Annotated in this window: 14 protein-coding genes; 8 read left to right on the top strand and 6 right to left on the bottom strand. The window is 62.2% G+C overall.

Going from position 1 to position 16,072, the window contains the following annotated elements; all coding sequences use genetic code 11:
- The first annotated feature begins 90 nt into the window (after positions 1 to 90).
- Both J3P89_RS01120 and J3P89_RS01115 read left to right on the top strand, forming a co-directional pair.
- The gene (locus J3P89_RS01120) at positions 91 to 642 is read left to right on the top strand and encodes an RNA polymerase sigma factor (protein WP_305498082.1); all 552 of its coding nucleotides are present in this window, start codon (positions 91 to 93) and stop codon (positions 640 to 642) included.
- A complete protein-coding gene (locus J3P89_RS01115) occupies positions 639 to 1,235 on the top strand; it encodes a GNAT family N-acetyltransferase (RefSeq protein WP_434696496.1) in 597 nt (198 codons plus the stop codon). Before J3P89_RS01120 ends, J3P89_RS01115 begins: the two co-directional genes overlap by 4 nt.
- 109 nt (positions 1,236 to 1,344) lie before the next feature.
- Here the strand turns inward: J3P89_RS01115 and J3P89_RS01110 are convergent, their stop codons facing one another.
- Positions 1,345 to 2,559 carry a cytochrome P450 family protein gene (locus tag J3P89_RS01110; RefSeq protein WP_434627268.1) on the bottom strand — a complete coding sequence of 405 codons (1,215 nt, stop codon included), beginning with the start codon at positions 2,557 to 2,559 and terminating at the stop codon, positions 1,345 to 1,347.
- Between the two features lie 165 nt (positions 2,560 to 2,724).
- Between J3P89_RS01110 and J3P89_RS01105 the strand changes: the two genes are divergently transcribed.
- Positions 2,725 to 3,882, top strand: a complete 1,158-nt coding sequence (locus tag J3P89_RS01105) for a serine hydrolase domain-containing protein (RefSeq protein WP_434696495.1) — start codon at positions 2,725 to 2,727, stop codon at positions 3,880 to 3,882.
- A gap of 161 nt (positions 3,883 to 4,043) precedes the next feature.
- Here J3P89_RS01105 and J3P89_RS01100 read toward each other — a convergent pair whose 3' ends face one another.
- Complete coding sequence (locus J3P89_RS01100) at positions 4,044 to 5,162, bottom strand: transglycosylase SLT domain-containing protein (RefSeq protein WP_434696494.1); 1,119 nt, start codon at positions 5,160 to 5,162, stop codon at positions 4,044 to 4,046.
- Between the two features lie 148 nt (positions 5,163 to 5,310).
- On the opposite strand from J3P89_RS01100, the gene J3P89_RS01095 reads away from it, so the two are divergent.
- The 4 genes from J3P89_RS01095 (at position 5,311) to J3P89_RS01080 (ending at position 11,123) form a co-directional block, all read left to right on the top strand.
- On the top strand, positions 5,311 to 5,799 hold the full coding sequence (locus J3P89_RS01095) for a CesT family type III secretion system chaperone (RefSeq protein WP_434627262.1): 489 nt from the start codon (positions 5,311 to 5,313) through the stop codon (positions 5,797 to 5,799).
- Between the two features lie 15 nt (positions 5,800 to 5,814).
- Positions 5,815 to 7,938: a type III effector gene (locus J3P89_RS01090; protein ID WP_434696492.1), complete on the top strand. Its 2,124-nt coding sequence runs from the start codon at positions 5,815 to 5,817 to the stop codon at positions 7,936 to 7,938.
- 344 nt (positions 7,939 to 8,282) lie between these two features.
- Positions 8,283 to 10,691 (top strand): penicillin acylase family protein, encoded by a 2,409-nt coding sequence (locus J3P89_RS01085; protein WP_434696490.1) that lies wholly within the window; start codon positions 8,283 to 8,285, stop codon positions 10,689 to 10,691.
- Positions 10,692 to 10,781: 90 nt separating this feature from the next.
- Entirely contained in the window at positions 10,782 to 11,123 is a 342-nt protein-coding gene (locus J3P89_RS01080; protein WP_434696489.1) for a carboxymuconolactone decarboxylase family protein, read from the top strand.
- 2 nt (positions 11,124 to 11,125) lie between these two features.
- Here the strand turns inward: J3P89_RS01080 and J3P89_RS01075 are convergent, their stop codons facing one another.
- Positions 11,126 to 12,091, bottom strand: a complete 966-nt coding sequence (locus J3P89_RS01075; RefSeq protein ID WP_434696488.1) for a GlxA family transcriptional regulator — start codon at positions 12,089 to 12,091, stop codon at positions 11,126 to 11,128.
- Between the two features lie 186 nt (positions 12,092 to 12,277).
- Between J3P89_RS01075 and J3P89_RS01070 the strand changes: the two genes are divergently transcribed.
- Entirely contained in the window at positions 12,278 to 12,916 is a 639-nt protein-coding gene (locus tag J3P89_RS01070; RefSeq protein WP_434696487.1) for an HD domain-containing protein, read from the top strand.
- Positions 12,917 to 13,090: 174 nt separating this feature from the next.
- On the opposite strand, the gene J3P89_RS01065 is transcribed toward J3P89_RS01070, so the two are convergent.
- The 3 genes from J3P89_RS01065 to J3P89_RS01055 are packed head-to-tail and all read right to left on the bottom strand — an operon-like array spanning position 13,091 to position 16,034.
- Positions 13,091 to 13,978, bottom strand: coding sequence for an ABC transporter permease subunit (locus J3P89_RS01065; protein ID WP_305498066.1), 888 nt, complete (start codon positions 13,976 to 13,978; stop codon positions 13,091 to 13,093).
- Positions 13,975 to 14,895 carry an ABC transporter permease subunit gene (locus J3P89_RS01060; protein ID WP_434571068.1) on the bottom strand — a complete coding sequence of 307 codons (921 nt, stop codon included), beginning with the start codon at positions 14,893 to 14,895 and terminating at the stop codon, positions 13,975 to 13,977. Before J3P89_RS01060 ends, J3P89_RS01065 begins: the two co-directional genes overlap by 4 nt.
- Positions 14,892 to 16,034 (bottom strand): ABC transporter ATP-binding protein, encoded by a 1,143-nt coding sequence (locus J3P89_RS01055; RefSeq protein WP_014340741.1) that lies wholly within the window; start codon positions 16,032 to 16,034, stop codon positions 14,892 to 14,894. Before J3P89_RS01055 ends, J3P89_RS01060 begins: the two co-directional genes overlap by 4 nt.
- Positions 16,035 to 16,072 lie beyond the last annotated feature (38 nt).

Raw genomic sequence — 16,072 nt, 5'->3', positions numbered from 1 at the left:
GCGTTAAATCTGGCTTGGCACAGGTCCTGCTGAAGGGGAAAAGTCGACACACCCGTCGACACCAGGGAACCCATTCAGAGGGATTTATTGATGAACAGCCTGAACCTCATGCTTCCCCCGCAAACCTCACCGACACGTCCGAGTGCGCCCGGTGTCAGCTTCGGCGAGGAGCGTAAGCTGCGTCTGTTTGTGCAAAAGCGTGTACTCAATCAAGACGACGCCGACGACATCATCCAACTCACGTATCTGGAAGCCTGGCGCAACCAGGAAAAATTCAAGGGGCTGGCCAAGCCGGACACCTGGCTATGCGGCATCGCCTTGAACCTGATACGCAATCACTTCCGCCGTTTCTATGCGCAACCGCCACTGAGCACGTTCGACGAAAGCGATTTTCACGAATCCAGCGACGACATCGACCTGAGTGAGCTGTGCGACAACCGGCGGCTGCTGGACCGCACGCTGCTGGCGATGGACGCCCTGCCCAAGGACATGCGCGACACCTTGTGGACTGCCGTGGACACCGAGAGCAGCTACCGCGATGCCGCCGAACGGCTGGGCGTGCCCATCGGCACCGTGCGCTCACGATTGTTTCGGGCCCGTGAACAACTCAAGAAAAGCGTCTATGGAGAAACCCGGCCATGACCAGTAATCGTTTGAACAGCCGAGCCGACCTGCCACGTGGCGTACGTCGCTATACGCCCGATGACCTGCCAGTGATGACGGATATCTTCAACGAAAGCGCTCTGGGGGGAACCAGTTCCCCGGTACTCAGAGCGTTTTCCCTGAAGGAAATGACGTTCTTCGTCGATTGTTTCGTCAAGGAAGGTGACCCGATCTACGTGCTCGAGCGCGGCGGCGAGGTAGTCGCCTGGTTGATCGTCAACCGCTTCTGTTGGGGTGCCCAGGCCTGCCGGTTGACCGGCGAAGTATCGATCTATGTGCGCAACGACCACATTGGCAGCGGCGTCGGCATTCGCCTCGGCCAGGCCGCCGTGGTGTTGGCCAGACGTTATGGTTTCGAGACGCTGGTGGCCTGGATCATCGAGCACAACGAGGCGAGCAAGCGGGGCGTGCAAGGATTGGGAGCGACGCTATGGGGACGTTTTCCGGGTATCGCCCGATTCGCTGACAAACGTGCGGATGTGGTGCTCTATGGATTGGACCTGATACCTATCGACACCACACCCGTCAGCGCTTCAGTGCCTGCGCAGACAAGGGAGGCCAGCCTGGCTTGAAACAACGGCTCGTCCGGCAAGAGGCCGGGCGAGCCGTTGCCATTTTTTGCACTGGCAACCGCTGATTTCTTGGCGATGATTCACCCGCAAACCCATTTGGCCACCCGGATCAATCCACCGACCAACGCACCGGCAACGCATCCGGCCCCCTGAAATTGGGTACATAGCGCCAGCGCACGGCGCTGGGCTCCACCGCCAGTTGCAGCCCGGGACAACGCCGCAGCAAGGTCGCCAAGGCTATCTCCAGTTCCTGCCTCGCCAGCGAAGCCCCCAGGCAGTAATGAGTACCTTTGCCAAAAGACATGTGCGGGCAGGCCGGGCGAGTGATATCCAGTGTGTCCGGATCGGCGCACATCGCCTCGTCACGATTGGCCGCCCCCACCACCGCCACCAGCAGTTGCCCCCGCTGCAAACGCTGTCCGGCCAGTTCCGTGTCCTGGGTGACGAAACGAACCATGGCCCGTTCCACCGCCGAGTCATAACGCAAGAACTCTTCCACCGCGTCGGGCATCAATGTCGGCTCATCCCGCAATTGGATCAATGCCTCGGGATGCTGCATGAGCGTGTGCACGGCATTGCCAATCATCGATGCCGAAGTTTCGTGCCCGGCGATGATCAGCAGCGCAATCATGCTGCACAGCTCACTTCGGCTGAGCATACTGCCCTCTTCCTCCACCTGGGCCAGGGCCGACACCAGATCGTCGGCCGGTTGGGCCCGGCGCTGCTCGATCAAGGCGAGCATGTAGCGGGCAAATTCTTCGTAGCAGCGCTGCAGTTCGCTCAGGTCATGGCCCACCTGCCGGACAATCATGTGGGACCAGCGCCGGAAATCGTCGCGATCCTGAGCAGGGACACCCAGCAGTTCGGCGATGACGGTAATCGACAGAGGAAAGGCATATTGGCTCACGACGTCCATCTGTCCGCTCGACTGCACTGCGTCCAGCAACGTCTCGGCGATTTGTTCAATGCGCGGTCGCATGGCGTTCACTGCCTTCAAGGTGAAGGCCTTGTTGACCAGGCGACGCAGGCGGCGATGGCTCTCCCCGTCGCGGTTGAGCATGTGCTCATTGAGAAATGCGATGGACTGCTCGCCGCCGAGCATCGCCGCGAACCGCGGATCGATGCGCGACGGATCACGGGCGAAGCGATCATTGTCCAGCAGGACCTCTTCGACTTCCCGGGCACCGGTGACGTACCACATCGGCAACTGCCCGTCGGGCTGGCTGAGGAACACCGGAGACGACTGGCGCAGCGCCGCATAGTGCCGATAAGCCTCGCCGCGAAACGCGTCGCTATTCAAATCAAGGGTCCGCTCGTACGCCATGAACACTCTCCAGAGGAAGGAATCGTTGCCCATGAGTGGCTGGACTGGCGTAAAAAGATCCCTGCCAGAGCAAGCTCGCCCACCAGCCCCTATCGCCTATCACCGGATGAACCGTTTGCCCGGCCAGCGTCACTCAAGGGGAACCCAACCCCGCGTGGAGCTGACATGACGCATGCACTTGCCATCCATGGCCACTGTGACCCTCGCTTCGAGCCGGTCAGAGAGGCTTTTATCCAACTGATGAAAAGCCCTTTCGAACGCGGCGCCGCCCTGTCCATCCAGATCGACGGCGAAACGGTGATCGATCTGTGGGTCGGAATTGCCGGGCCGGAACCGGACGTCCAATGGCAGCGCGACACCCTACTCAACCTGTTCTCTTGCACCAAGCCGTTCACCGCAGTGGCGATAATGCAACTGGTGGGCGAAGGACGCCTGGACCTCGACACGCCGGTCTGCCGCTACTGGCCCGAATTCGCCAACGCCGGCAAAGCGTCCATCACCGTGCGCCAGGTACTGTGCCATCGCGCCGGGCTACCGGCGTTGCGCACTCCCCTGGCGCCGGAAACGCTTTACGACTGGGACACCATGATCGACCTGATCGCCGAGGAACGGCCCTGGGCCGACGCCGGCAAACAGCAGACCTATTCGCCGCTGCTGTTCGGCTGGATTCTCGGTGAATTGCTGCGCCGGGTGGATGGCATGGCCCCGGCGCAAAGCATCCACCAGCGGGTGGCGCTGCCACTCGGGCTGGATTTCCATATGGGCCTGGACGACGCGGACATCGCTCGATGCGCCTACATGGCGCGCACCAAGGACGACGTCGATGACGAGGCCTTTGGTCGAGTGCTGCAGTTCGTGCTCAACGAGCCGATGGCCATGAGTTCATTGGCCTTCGCCAATCCGCCGATGGTGCTGGGGCGTAGTAACGAAATCGGCTGGAAGCGCATGACCCAGCCGGCGGCCAACGGCCACGGCAACGCCCGCAGCCTAGCGGCGTTCTACGCCGGCCTACTGGACGGACGCCTGCTGGAATCACCGCTGCTCAACGAAATGCTGTGCGAGCACAGCGCCGAATACGACCCGACGATCCAGACAGCCACCCGTTTCGGCCTGGGCATCATGCTCGACCAGCCGGACGTGGCGAACGGCAGCTACGGCATGGGAACGAGCGCGTTCGGCCACATGGGCGCCGGTGGCACCATCGGCTTTGCCGACCCGGAGCGCGGCGTGGCCTTCGGCTTCGCCTGCAACACCATCGGCTCCTACGTCCTGATGGACCCTCGCGCACGCGGCCTGGCGAATGTCGTGATGGATTGTTTGTAAAATCCGAAATCGGCGATGGTTAATCAGTGGCGAGGGAGCTTGCTCCCGCTGGATTGCGCAGCGATCCCGTTTGTTTGATGGGCGCTACGCACCCAAGCGGGAGCAAGCTCCCTCGCCACGGGTTAGATATCGACAAGCGAATCTTTTCTGCACCAGTGCGCTCACACCCCAGGTGGCACCGCCGCCTCGGCCACCTGCGGCTCGACCGTATCTGGCGAAGCGACCACTTGCTCTTCGCCATCGCCGACCCGGGGCAACGCAGCCTTGGCGATCATGTCCGGTTGCGCCAGCAACTTGCGCGATGCTTCCACCGGCATCAGCAGACGCCCCCTTACGCGGCCACGGCCGGCCGGGTTGAGCATGCGCAACTCCCGCTCATGCACCCCCGATAACTGCGCCAGCTGCGCCAGGTCCACCGGCTGCGCCAAGGCGACCATCTGGAAGTACGGCTGGTCGGCAATGGGGGCCAGGCTCACGCCGTAGTCCGCGGGAGTGTTGATCAGTTGCGACAAAGCCAGCAGCCGCGGCACGTAATTCTGGGTCTCGCCGGGCAACGACAGGTTCCAGTAATTGGTCGCCAGGCCACGGGCGCGGTTACGCGTGATGGCGTCGCGTACCCGCCCTTCCCCGGCGTTGTAGGCAGCCAGCGCCAGCAGCCAGTCGCCGTCGAAGTAATCGTGCAAGTAAGACAAGTAATCCAGGGCAGCCCGGGTGGAGGATGGAATATCTCGGCGCTCATCGTAGTCACCATGCTGCTGCAATTGGTAACGGCGTCCGGTGGCTGGAATGAACTGCCAGAGCCCCAACGCCTGCGCAGGCGAACGTGCATTGGGATTGAATCCGCTTTCGATGGCCGGCAGCAAAGCCAGCTCCAGGGGCATGTTGCGCTTGTTCAGCTCGCCCACGATGAAGTGCAGGTAACGGCTACCGGCACGGCCGGTCTGGGTAAGAAAAGCCGGGCGCTCCATCAACCAGCGACGCTGCTCGTCGATGCGGGCCACGCCCTGGGTCCGGGTCTGCAAGGAAAATCCCTGGCGCATGCGCGCCCACAGGCTGCCGCCGCTTTGCGGGGATGACTCGCCAATCTCGATGATCGTGTCCGTGGGCGCCGGCTCAAGCCAGCGTAGCTGCGCGCGGTAAGGCTCGTTGGCGAAACGGTCGCCAATGGTCAACTGCGGTTCGAGATGCTGGCATCCGTACAGCAAGGTGCCCATGGCCAGCATGGACAAGCCTTTGGGGATGGATCGCAGAGCTGGCGAAGATGCAAGTGATCGGGACATGGGCGGTCAACCTTAATGAGGTGGCGCCATTGGGTGGCGGATCACCGGCCAGCGGTTCCACCGGTCAGTGGAACCGAAATGCCCCGGCTGTCACTCATCAGGGGCAGCAGGCGCTCATCGGTGCCTGAATGACAATGCGAGGTCCATCATGGCGTCACCCACCTATTGCAAGCTGATCGATCAGTTGTGCGAACTCACGATGATTCCCAGCCCGTCAGCTTTCTACGAAGAGGCGAACCTGTCGGTCAAGGATGTGGACTTTTCCTTGAAGCACACGCCTGGCGTGGGCGAGGGAGACGTTTTTATCTACTGCGGCTTCGGCCCCCTGCCCGTGGCGAATCGTGAAGCGGTCCTGCAACGGCTGCTGGAAACCAACCTGTACCTGCTCAGCGGCGCGTTCTGCCCATCGCTGTCGTACAACCGCGACAGCAAACAGGTGGTCCTGATCGGCCACGTCCCGCTGGAGGGCCTTACAGCCGAGCGCCTGCTCGGGCTGATGGGGGGTGCCGCCGACATGGCGCTGATCTGGCGCGATGGCTATTTCTTCGACGGTGCCAGCCCAGACGACGCCGCCAAGACCGCCCAGCCCAAACCCACCCCGCGTAGCGCAGGGCTCAACAACGCCCTGTCGATCTAGGAAGGAGAACACGACATGCCAGCAGTATCAGTAGGCGGAACCTCAAGTTCGGCGCCATTGCACCCGCAGCAGGACGATCGGATCCTGCCGGTGAGAACCAGCCTTTCCGAGCAGGTTCGCCCGTCCACGACCCCCCTTGTGCCGTATCACTTCGAAGGAAAGGCGTCCGACAAGACTCAGGAAACGCTCAGGGTCAAACAGGAGCGCTTGCAAGGAATGATCGGCAGGCTCGGTAAAAAAGATCCTGAGGGGGACCCCATCGGCTTTGCCCGTGAGCATATGAAACTGGAAGCAAAGGTATTGAGCTATGCGCCAGGGACAAGCTATCAAGACGTGCAAAAGCACCTCGCCGAACTCGGCGGCACGCCCCACCCGATGCTGTCAGGCCAGGAAGAAACCGAAGCATTCGCCAAGGATTTCAACGAGTACCTGGCCAAGAACGAGGGCGACAGGGAAGAGAGCGGAGGTTTCAAAGCGGTCTGGGACAGGCACTGCGAACGCGTTGGTAATACCCTCGGCGCCTATCATTCGCTGTGTCAGGAAGTGATCGATCAAACCCCTGGAGAAGGCGATCTCAAGCTGCTGCGCAGCAGTCATGAAGCCTTTCGCGGTTATGCCAAAGGCGTCACGCAAGCCATGACGCAGGACATGCCCCAGCGGCTGAACACGTTCATGGAAAGCCGGATCGAGCACGCGCAACTAGCGGCGGACAACGAGAGCCTCCCCCAGGCCGACCGAGACAAGGCGAGGGGTGAGTTAGGCCAGTTGCGTGAGGTCAACAAAGAGCTTGGCGGGTTGCTGAAGAAGGAGGACGACAAACCTAGCAAGCTGGCAGCGGCGACGAAAAAAAACGAGGTGCTGGACACCGCGCTGAAGAACGTCGCACGCCAGGACTACGTGGCCGAACTCAAGACCCATAGCGGCTTCGTGACAGGCCTGGCTGTATTTGCCGACGCAGGAATCCCCCAAGGCCTCGCGTCTGCCGGACACTTCGGCGCTGCCACCGCGGCGATCGACGAGGCGATGGCGGACCAGTCCTTCGGCAAACATGTGGCGGCGACGTCAACCGTCCTGGGTACCGCCCACAAGGTAATCAGCGATGGCCTGCGCCCGTTTGTCCAGGTCGTCGTCGACAAGACGATCGGCCGGGGGCTGGAAAAGGTCGACCCGCTGGCGGTATACCCCAAGGCCCTGCAAGACATCACCGTGAACGGACGCCGGGTTGCCAACGCCCAACGTGAGACCATCGACGCGACACAGAGCGAAAAGCGCGCCGATTTCAAACTTAAACAGAACGCCAACAATTTTGGCACCATGAGCGGCGACTTCACCGGTTACCTCGCCTTCGGCGCGGCTCATGCGGTGAGGGACACGATAGATCAGTTCACGTCCGTCAACGCCTCCGGTATCGCGGCTCGCAGTGTCGCCTCTGCGGTAGGCGGCACCTTCATGGCGGGCGGGCAGGCGGTTGCCAAATATGCCCAGACCCATGGCGATGAGCAAATCCCCACCTACCGCGTCACGAAGGAAAACCGCGAGTGGAAAGAACTCCTGCCCAAGGCGTTTGCCGAGGCGACTGGCAAGCTCAACCCGATCAGCATGGCCAATGTCAGTGACTTGGCCAACCGGATCGTGGGGGTGGGCCCAGGGATCGCCATGCGCACCGGCGTTGGGGATGCCGCCGCGGTGGGTGAAGACCCTGAAGTCAAAGAAAAAATGGAGCAGATCGTCACTACCTTCTTCTCGTCCGGCCTGACGCTGCTCCCATTCTTTGCCAACAGCGTGGCGGCACCGCTCGAGAACAAGGCACTGAGCGACGGCACTGACGACCTTGCCAAGCGGGCGCAGGTACCGTGGCAGAACGTAACCAACCCTAACCGGGACAGCCTGCCACACACCCAGACCGAAGGCTTGACCCGCAATCTGGAGAACGTCTATCACGTCACCCGCGGGCTGACCCAGATTGTTCCGCAGGGCAGCCTCTCCGCGCTCAACATCACCTCCGACTTTGCCAAGGGGTTGGTAACGAATCGGAAAAAAGCGCCCGCTGGCGACAACATGGAGCTGGCAGAACGCGGCGAAGCTCCGCCACTGAGCGGACCGTCCAACGAACCAACACCCACCCCTCGACCTAGCTGAGAAAGCCGCCGGACCATCGCTAGGTGGCCCGGCATCCCTCCTTCCACGCTGGCTGCAGGAAATTCCTGCGCCAGCCCTCGCGACACACTCCGACCGCCCCCCGTGGCGAGGGAGCTTGCTCCCGCTCGGCTGCGCAGCAGTCGTAAACCGGCCAATGCGGTATGACTGAATTACCATGGTGCCTGGCTTCTGGGGCTGCTGCGCAGCCCAGCGGGAGCAAGCTCCCTCGCCACGGGGATTCGCTCGGGTTGGGAAAAATCCTTCCGAGGAACGATGCGTCGGGAAGCGCTCGCGTGTTAAACAGGGGATCAACGGGACCGCTGCCACTCGCATAAGGAATGACCATGAAACGCCTGCTCGTCGCTTTCCTGTCACTGGTTGTCACCGCCATCATCGTCGCGGGCGGCTACCTCTACAGCAAGCAGCCCACGCGCCAGGGCACCGTGCAGCTGCAGGGGCTGCAAGGCTCGGTGACGGTGCGCTACGACGAACGTGGCGTGCCGCATATCCGCGCCGAGAACGAAACCGACCTGTACCGCGCCCTGGGTTATGTCCACGCCCAGGATCGACTGTTCCAGATGGAATTGATGCGCCGCCTCGCCCGTGGCGAGCTGGCCGAGATCCTCGGGCCGAAGCTGCTCGACACCGACAAGCTGATGCGCAGCCTGCGCATCCGCGAGCGCGCCGCCAGCCATGTCGCCGAGCAGGATCGCCAATCGCCGGCGTGGATCGCGACGCAGGCTTACCTGGACGGTATCAATACCTACCAGCAAACCCATACGCGGCCGCTGGAGTTCGATGTGCTGGGCATTCCCAAGCGGCCATTCACCGCGGAAGACACCGCCAGCATCATCGGCTACATGGCGTACAGCTTCGCCGCCGCCTTTCGCACCGAACCGCTGTTGACTTACGTGCGTGACAAACTCGGTGCCGAGTACCTGAATATCTTCGACCTCGATTGGCAGCCTCAGGGCGTCCTTCAAAAAGATCCCGCAAGCGGTCCGTCCCTGACCAGCAATGACTGGAAAGACCTCAACGCCCTGGCGCGCCTGAGCGAACAGGCCCTGGCCGAAAATGGCCTGCCGCAGTTCGAAGGCAGCAACGCCTGGGCGGTTTCCGGCAGCCGCACGCACAGCGGCAAGCCCTTGCTGGCGGGTGACCCGCACATCCGTTTTTCCGCGCCGTCGGTGTGGTACGAGGCGCATTTGTCGGCGCCGGGTTTCGAGCTCTACGGCCAATACCAGGCGCTGGTGCCCTTTGCGACGCTGGGCATGAACAAGGATTTCGGCTGGAGCATTACCATGTTCCAGAACGACGACCTGGACCTGATCGCCGAGAAGACCAACCCGGACAACCCCGAACAGGTCTGGTATCGCGACCAATGGGTGGACATGACCCGCAGCGAACAGCAGATCGCCGTCAAAGGCCAGGCACCCGTGACCCTGGTGCTGCGCCAGTCGCCCCATGGCCCGATCGTCAACGATGCCCTCGGCGCCAATGCCGGCAAGACGCCGATCGCCATGTGGTGGGGGTTCCTGGAAACCCGCAACCCGATCCTCGAAGCCTTCTACCAGCTCAACCGCGCCGACACCCTCGCCAAGGCTCGCGGCGCGTCGGCCAGGATTCACGCGCCGGGCCTGAATGTGGTCTGGGCCAACGCCAAGGGCGATATCGGCTGGTGGGCCGCGGCGCAACTGCCCAAGCGTGCGGAGGGTGTGAAGCCCGGTTTCATTCTCGATGGCGGTAGCGCTGAAGCGGAAAAACCGGGCTTCCAGCCTTTCACCAGCAATCCCCAGGAAGAGAACCCGGCCAGGGGTTACGTTCTCTCGGCAAATTTCCAGCCGGTGCCGGCCAGCGGGATCGAGATTCCCGGTTACTACAACCTTGCCGACCGGGGCCAGGAGCTGGATCGGCAGTTGAGCGAGAAACAGGCCAAATGGGATATCCAGACCACCCAGAAGCTGCAACTCGGCACCACCACTGCCTATGGCCCGCGCGTGCTTGCGCCGCTGTTGCCGATACTGCGCGAAGCGGTCAGCGACCCCCAGGAGCGCAAGTGGCTGGAACAACTGGCTGAATGGAAGGGCGACTACCCGCTGGACTCCATCAGCGCCACGCTGTTCAACCAGTTCCTGTTCGAGCTGGCCGACGCCGCCCTGGGCGATGAACTGGGCGACGGCTTTTTCGAAACGGCACTGTCGACCCGGGTGATCGACGCCGCGCTGCCACGCCTGGCCGCCGCAAAAGACTCGCCGTGGTGGGACGACCGCTCGACATTGGGCACCGAAACCCGTACCGATACGGTGATCAAGGCCTGGAACAAAAGCCTGGTGCACCTGAAAGCCACCTTGGGCGAGGACGCCAGCCAATGGCAATGGGGCAAGGCCCACACCCTGACCCACGGGCATCCTTTGGGCCAGCAAAAACCCCTGGACCGGGTCTTCAATGTCGGCCCGTTCGCCGCCCCCGGTACCCATGAAGTGCCCAACAACCTCTCGGCCAGGATCGGCCCGGCGCCCTGGCCGGTGACCTACGGCCCCTCCACTCGACGCATCATCGACTTCGCCGACCCGACCCACAGCGTCACCATCAATCCTGTCGGCCAGAGCGGCGTGCCGTTCGACAAGCACTATGAAGACCAGGCCGAAGCCTACATCGAAGGGCTGTATCACCAGGCCCACCTCGCGGAAGAGGAAGTCACGGCCAACACCCGCGGTACCTTGAAACTGTTGCCCGCCAGGGCGCAGCCCTGAATCCTTTCTTGACCGTCGGCAGGCTCGATCGCCATTGATGGTCAAGACTACAGGGGCCCAAACCCCGTTTACCTCAATGGAGTCCATGCAATGTTCAATAACTGGTCCGAGCTGCTGCCCACTATCAAGAGCGCCTTTGGCGCCCTGGGAAAAAGCAATCCGAAAATTGTCAAGGCCTACATGGCCTTGGATGAAGCAGCGGCCGAGAACAACGTGCTCGATGCCAAGACCCGCGAACTGATTTCCATCGCCGTGGCGATCACTACTCGCTGTGATGGTTGCATCGGCGTGCACACCGATGCCGCCATCAAGGCCGGCGCCACTCGCGAGGAAATCGCCGCGACCCTGGCGACGGCGGTGTCGCTGAACGCCGGCGCGGCTTACATTTACTCGTTGCGGGCGCTGGAGGCCCATGACGCGCTGAAGAAGTGAACTCAAACCATCGCGGCAAAATTCAGCCTGAACTGCTGCGGCGTCACGCCCAGCCTGCGATTGAATACGCTGCGCATGTGCTGGGCGTCGCGAAAGCCGCATTGGTACGCCACGGTCTTGAGCGGCGCCCGGGTGCTTTCCAGCATTACCCGCGCCGCGTCCACCCGGGCCTGCTCGACGAACTCCGCTGGCGTGACCTTCGCTTCCCGGGTGAACACCCTGGAGAAGTTGCGTTGGCTCATGTTCGCGGCGTTGGCGAGGTCGGCGATGCCCAGGTCACCGTTGAGGTTGGCCATCACGTATGACTGAACCTGAGCCACCGCGGAGGCAGGCTCGGCGTGCGGTACGAGGAACGGACTGAACTGCGACTGCCCGCCCGAACGCTGGGTGAACACCACCAGCCGCTTGGCGACATTCAGCGCCACGTCCGGCCCATGGTCCTGCGCCAGCAGGAACAGCGACAGATCAATCCCCGCCGTGACACCCGCCGAGGTGTAGAGCGCGCCGTCCTGCATGTACAGCCGATCGGCTTCGACCCGGGTCGAAGGACACATCCGCGCCAATGCCGACGCGTCGCCCCAATGGGTCGTGACGGTTCGCCCTTCGAGCAAGCCGGCCCGAGCCAGCATGAACGCGCCGTTGCAAATCGAACCGAAGCGTCGCGCACGGGCGCAGGCGTCGCGCAACCAGGCATTGAACGCCGGGCCAAATTCCATGAATGGCAACTGCGGACCACCCGCGACCAGCAACAGGTCATACGCACCTGACGCTTCGCTGAAATGTCGGTGCGGGTTGAGGGACATTCCGTTGGAGCAGGACATTGCGCCGGGCTCGATACCGATCACTTCCAAGCGATAGTGATCATGCGGGGCGAGAAAGCGATTGGCTTCGCAGAAGACATCCATGGGGCCGCTGATGTCCAGAGACTGGGCGCCTGTGAATACCACGATGGCGACGGTTTTTTCCATGGTCTGCGCTTACCTGTCCGGGTTGTCCAGCGAACCCTAGCCAATCCGGCGTGCAGAAGCCAGATGGCATGAAACCCGAGTTCATTGGCCGTAATCGCAGCCATGGCGCAATTGCCGCGTCGTACCCCGGCGAACAGACTGAAATTCTCAGCGCCGCCACGGCGCATCATCAAAGAGGAGAGCAGCATGAACAGCATCGCCGGCATCCGGATTCCCGACAGCGCCCTCGCCCGGGCCACCACCGAATATATCCGCGACATCGAATCAGACCTGCTTTATCACCATTCCCGCCGGGTGTTCCTGTTCGGCGCCTTGAGTGGCGAGCGCCGCCAATTGGCCTACGATCCGCAGCTGCTGTACGTCGGCGCGATGTTCCACGACCTCGGCCTGGTGGAAGGCTATCGCAGTGATGACGAGCGTTTCGAGGTGGACGGGGCAAACGCTGCCGCAGCATTTCTCAAACCCTACGGGCTGAGCGATGACGACATCGAACAGGTGTGGCTGTCGATTGCCCTGCACACCACCCCAGGCGTGCCGAAACACCTGCGCCCGACCGTCGCCCTGGTGACCGCCGGGGTGGAAATGGACGTGCTCGGCATGGACTACGCCGCGTTCCCCGCCGCGCAGCGCGAGGCCGTGGTGCATGCGCACCCGCGTGGAGAAGGTTTCAAGGAGTGCATCATCTGCGCCTTCGCCGACGGCTTGCGGCATCGTCCGCAGACCACTTTTGGCAACGTGAAGACCGATGTGCTGGTGGATCAGGAACCGGGGTTCAGGCCGATGAATTTCGTCGAGGTGATTCGCACGTCGCCCTGGGTTTCGTAGCCGGCAGGTGCTGTCGCCTTCGCGAGCAGGCTCGCTCCCACAGGTTTTTGTGGTGCTATCAATTCGCGACCTGGCTCGGACCCCCTGTGGGAGCGAGCCTGCTCGCGAACGCGGCCTGACAGTCACCCTTAAATCGACTGTCAAAGCGCTTTCGCGAGCAAGCCCGCTCCTGCATCAGGCCGAAGTGGTCTCGGGCCGGCGCACCTGCGGTTGTTTCCAGGAATCGGCGGCGCTTTCCTCGATGGCTTGCTGGATCGCTCGCTTGCGGTTTTCTTCGGCGCGGCGGCTGAAGTACCAGACCAGGAAGGTCACCAGCGACACCGCCAGCAGGATCAGGCTCGCCACCGCGTTGATTTCCGGCTTGACCCCCAGGCGTACCGCCGAGAAGACTTCCATCGGCAACGTCGTCGAGCCAGGACCGGAGACGAAACTTGCCAGCACCAGGTCGTCGAGGGACAACGCGAACGACATCATCGCGCCCGCCGCCAGCGATGGCGCGATCATCGGGATGGTGATCAAAAAGAATACCTTCCACGGCCGCGCACCGAGGTCCATGGCTGCCTCTTCGATGGACAGGTCCAGCTCACGCAAGCGCGCCGAGACCACCACCGCCACATAGGCCGCGCAGAACGTCGTATGGGCGATCCAGATCGTGACGATGCCACGCTCCTGTGGCCAGCCGATCATCTGCGCCATCGCCACGAACAACAGCAACAGCGACAGGCCGGTTATCACTTCCGGCATCACCAACGGCGCGGTGACCAGGCCGCCGAACAACGTGCGGCCCTTGAAGTGGGTGATGCGGGTCAACACGAAGGCCGCCAGCGTACCCAGCGCCACCGCGGCGATCGCGGTGTAGCAGGCGATCTCCAGCGAACGCACCACCGAGCCCATCAGTTGCGAGTTGTCCAGCAGGCCGACGTACCACTTGACCGACCAACCGCCCCACACCGTTACCAGTTTCGAGGCGTTGAACGAAAAGATCACCAGGATCAGCATCGGCGCATAGATGAACAACAGACCCAGCACCAGCATCAGGCTTGAAAAACTGAAGCGCTTCATTCCTTGCCCTCCATTTCCTTGGCCTGACTGCGGTTGAACAGGATGATGGGCACGATCAGGATCGCCAGCATCACTACCGCCAGGGCGGATGCCACCGGCCAGTCACGGTTATTGAAGAATTCCTGCCACAGCACCTTGCCGATCATCAGCGTTTCCGGACCGCCCAGCAGTTCCGGGATCACGAACTCACCCACTACCGGGATGAACACCAGCATGCAGCCTGCGACGATGCCGTTCTTGGACAGCGGCACGGTGATTTTCCAGAAGCTGTTGAACGTGCTCGAACCCAGGTCGGACGCGGCTTCCAACAGGCTCGGGTCGTGTTTGACCAGGTTGGCGTACAGCGGCAGGATCATGAACGGCAGGTAGGAATAAACCACGCCGATATAGACCGCCAGGTTGGTGTTGAGGATCTGCAAGGGCTCGCTGATCCAGCCCATGCTCATCAGGAAGCCATTGAGCAGGCCGTTGTTGCTGAGGATGCCCATCCACGCGTAGACGCGGATCAGGATCGCGGTCCAGGTCGGCATCATGATCAGCAATACCAGCACCGTCTGCATCTCTTTGCGGGCGTTGGCGATGCCGTAGGCCATCGGGTAGCCGATCAGCAGGCACAGCACGGTGCTGATCAAGGCCATCTTCAGCGAGCCGAGATAGGCGGCGATGTACAGTTCGTCCTCGCTGAGCATCGCGTAGTTGGCTAGGTTGAGCAGCACTTGCAGCTTCTGGTCGACGTAGCTATAGATCTCGGTGTACGGCGGAATGGCCACGTCGGCTTCGGCGAAGCTGATCTTCAGGACGATGAAGAACGGCAGCATGAAGAACAGGAACAGCCAGATGAAGGGCACCCCGATGACCAGCTGACGGCCACCGGGCGTTATTCGAGCGAGTCGGCGTTTGAGCTTGCGCATGTTCATGAGCGAAGCACCACGCCGCTGTCGTCTTCCCACCAGACGAACACCTGGTCGCCCCAGGTCGGGCGCTGGCCGCGGCGCTCGGCGTTGGCGACGAACGACTGCACCAGCTTGCCGCTTGGCAATTCGACGTAGAACACCGAGTGGCCGCCCAGGTAGGCAATGTCATGGACCTTGCCGCTGGACCAGTTGTGCTCGCAGGTTGGCTGCTCGGAGGTGACCAGCAGCTTCTCCGGGCGAATGGCGTAGGTCACGGACTTGTCCTGCACCGAAGTGCTGATGCCGTGGCCGACGTAGATATTGCGATCAAGGTCCTTGCAGGTCAGCACCGCGTGGCCCTCGGCGTCGTCCACCACTTCGGTCTCGAAGATGTTGACGTTGCCGATGAATTCGCAGACCAGGCGGCTGGTCGGGGTTTCGTAGATGTCGATCGGGCTGCCGATCTGGGCAATCCAGCCCAGGTGCATGATCGCGATGCGCTCGGCCATGGTCATGGCCTCTTCCTGGTCATGGGTCACCATTACACAGGTCACGCCGACCCGTTCGATGATCTCCACCAGCTCAAGCTGCATCTGCGAGCGCAGCTTCTTGTCCAGGGCGCCCATCGGCTCGTCGAGCAGCAGCAGCTTCGGCCGCTTGGCCAGGGAACGGGCCAGGGCGACGCGCTGGCGCTGGCCGCCGGAGAGCTGGTGCGGCTTGCGCTTGGCGTACTGGCTCATCTGCACGAGCTTGAGCATCTCGGCCACGCGGGCATCGACCTCGGCTTTCGGGATCTTGTCCTGTTGCAGGCCGAAGGCGATGTTCTGCGCCACCGTCATGTGGGGGAACAAGGCGTAGGACTGGAACATCATGTTGATCGGCCGCTCGTAGGGCGGCATGTCGGTGATGTCCACGCCATCGAGGAAGATCCGCCCCTCCGTGGGCCGCTCGAAACCTGCCAGCATGCGCAGCAAGGTGGATTTGCCTGATCCCGAACCGCCGAGCAAGGCGAAGATCTCGCCTTTCTTGATTTCCAGGGACACATCGTCCACGGCAATCGTCTCGTCGAACTTCTTCGTGACCCGGTCGATCTTGACCAGCACCTGCTTGGGTGTCTGGTCGCCCTCGAGGGCTTTCTTATAGGCGCCGGAGGCAACTGCCATTTACGAAACTCCCACAAAATTTGCAGCTCGCCCCAGGT

The sequence above is a fragment of the Pseudomonas sp. Z1-14 genome, assembly GCF_051132005.1.
Taxonomy (GTDB): domain Bacteria; phylum Pseudomonadota; class Gammaproteobacteria; order Pseudomonadales; family Pseudomonadaceae; genus Aquipseudomonas.
Note: the sequence above shows the minus strand (reverse complement) of the source record. Positions and strands in the feature narration are given on the sequence as shown.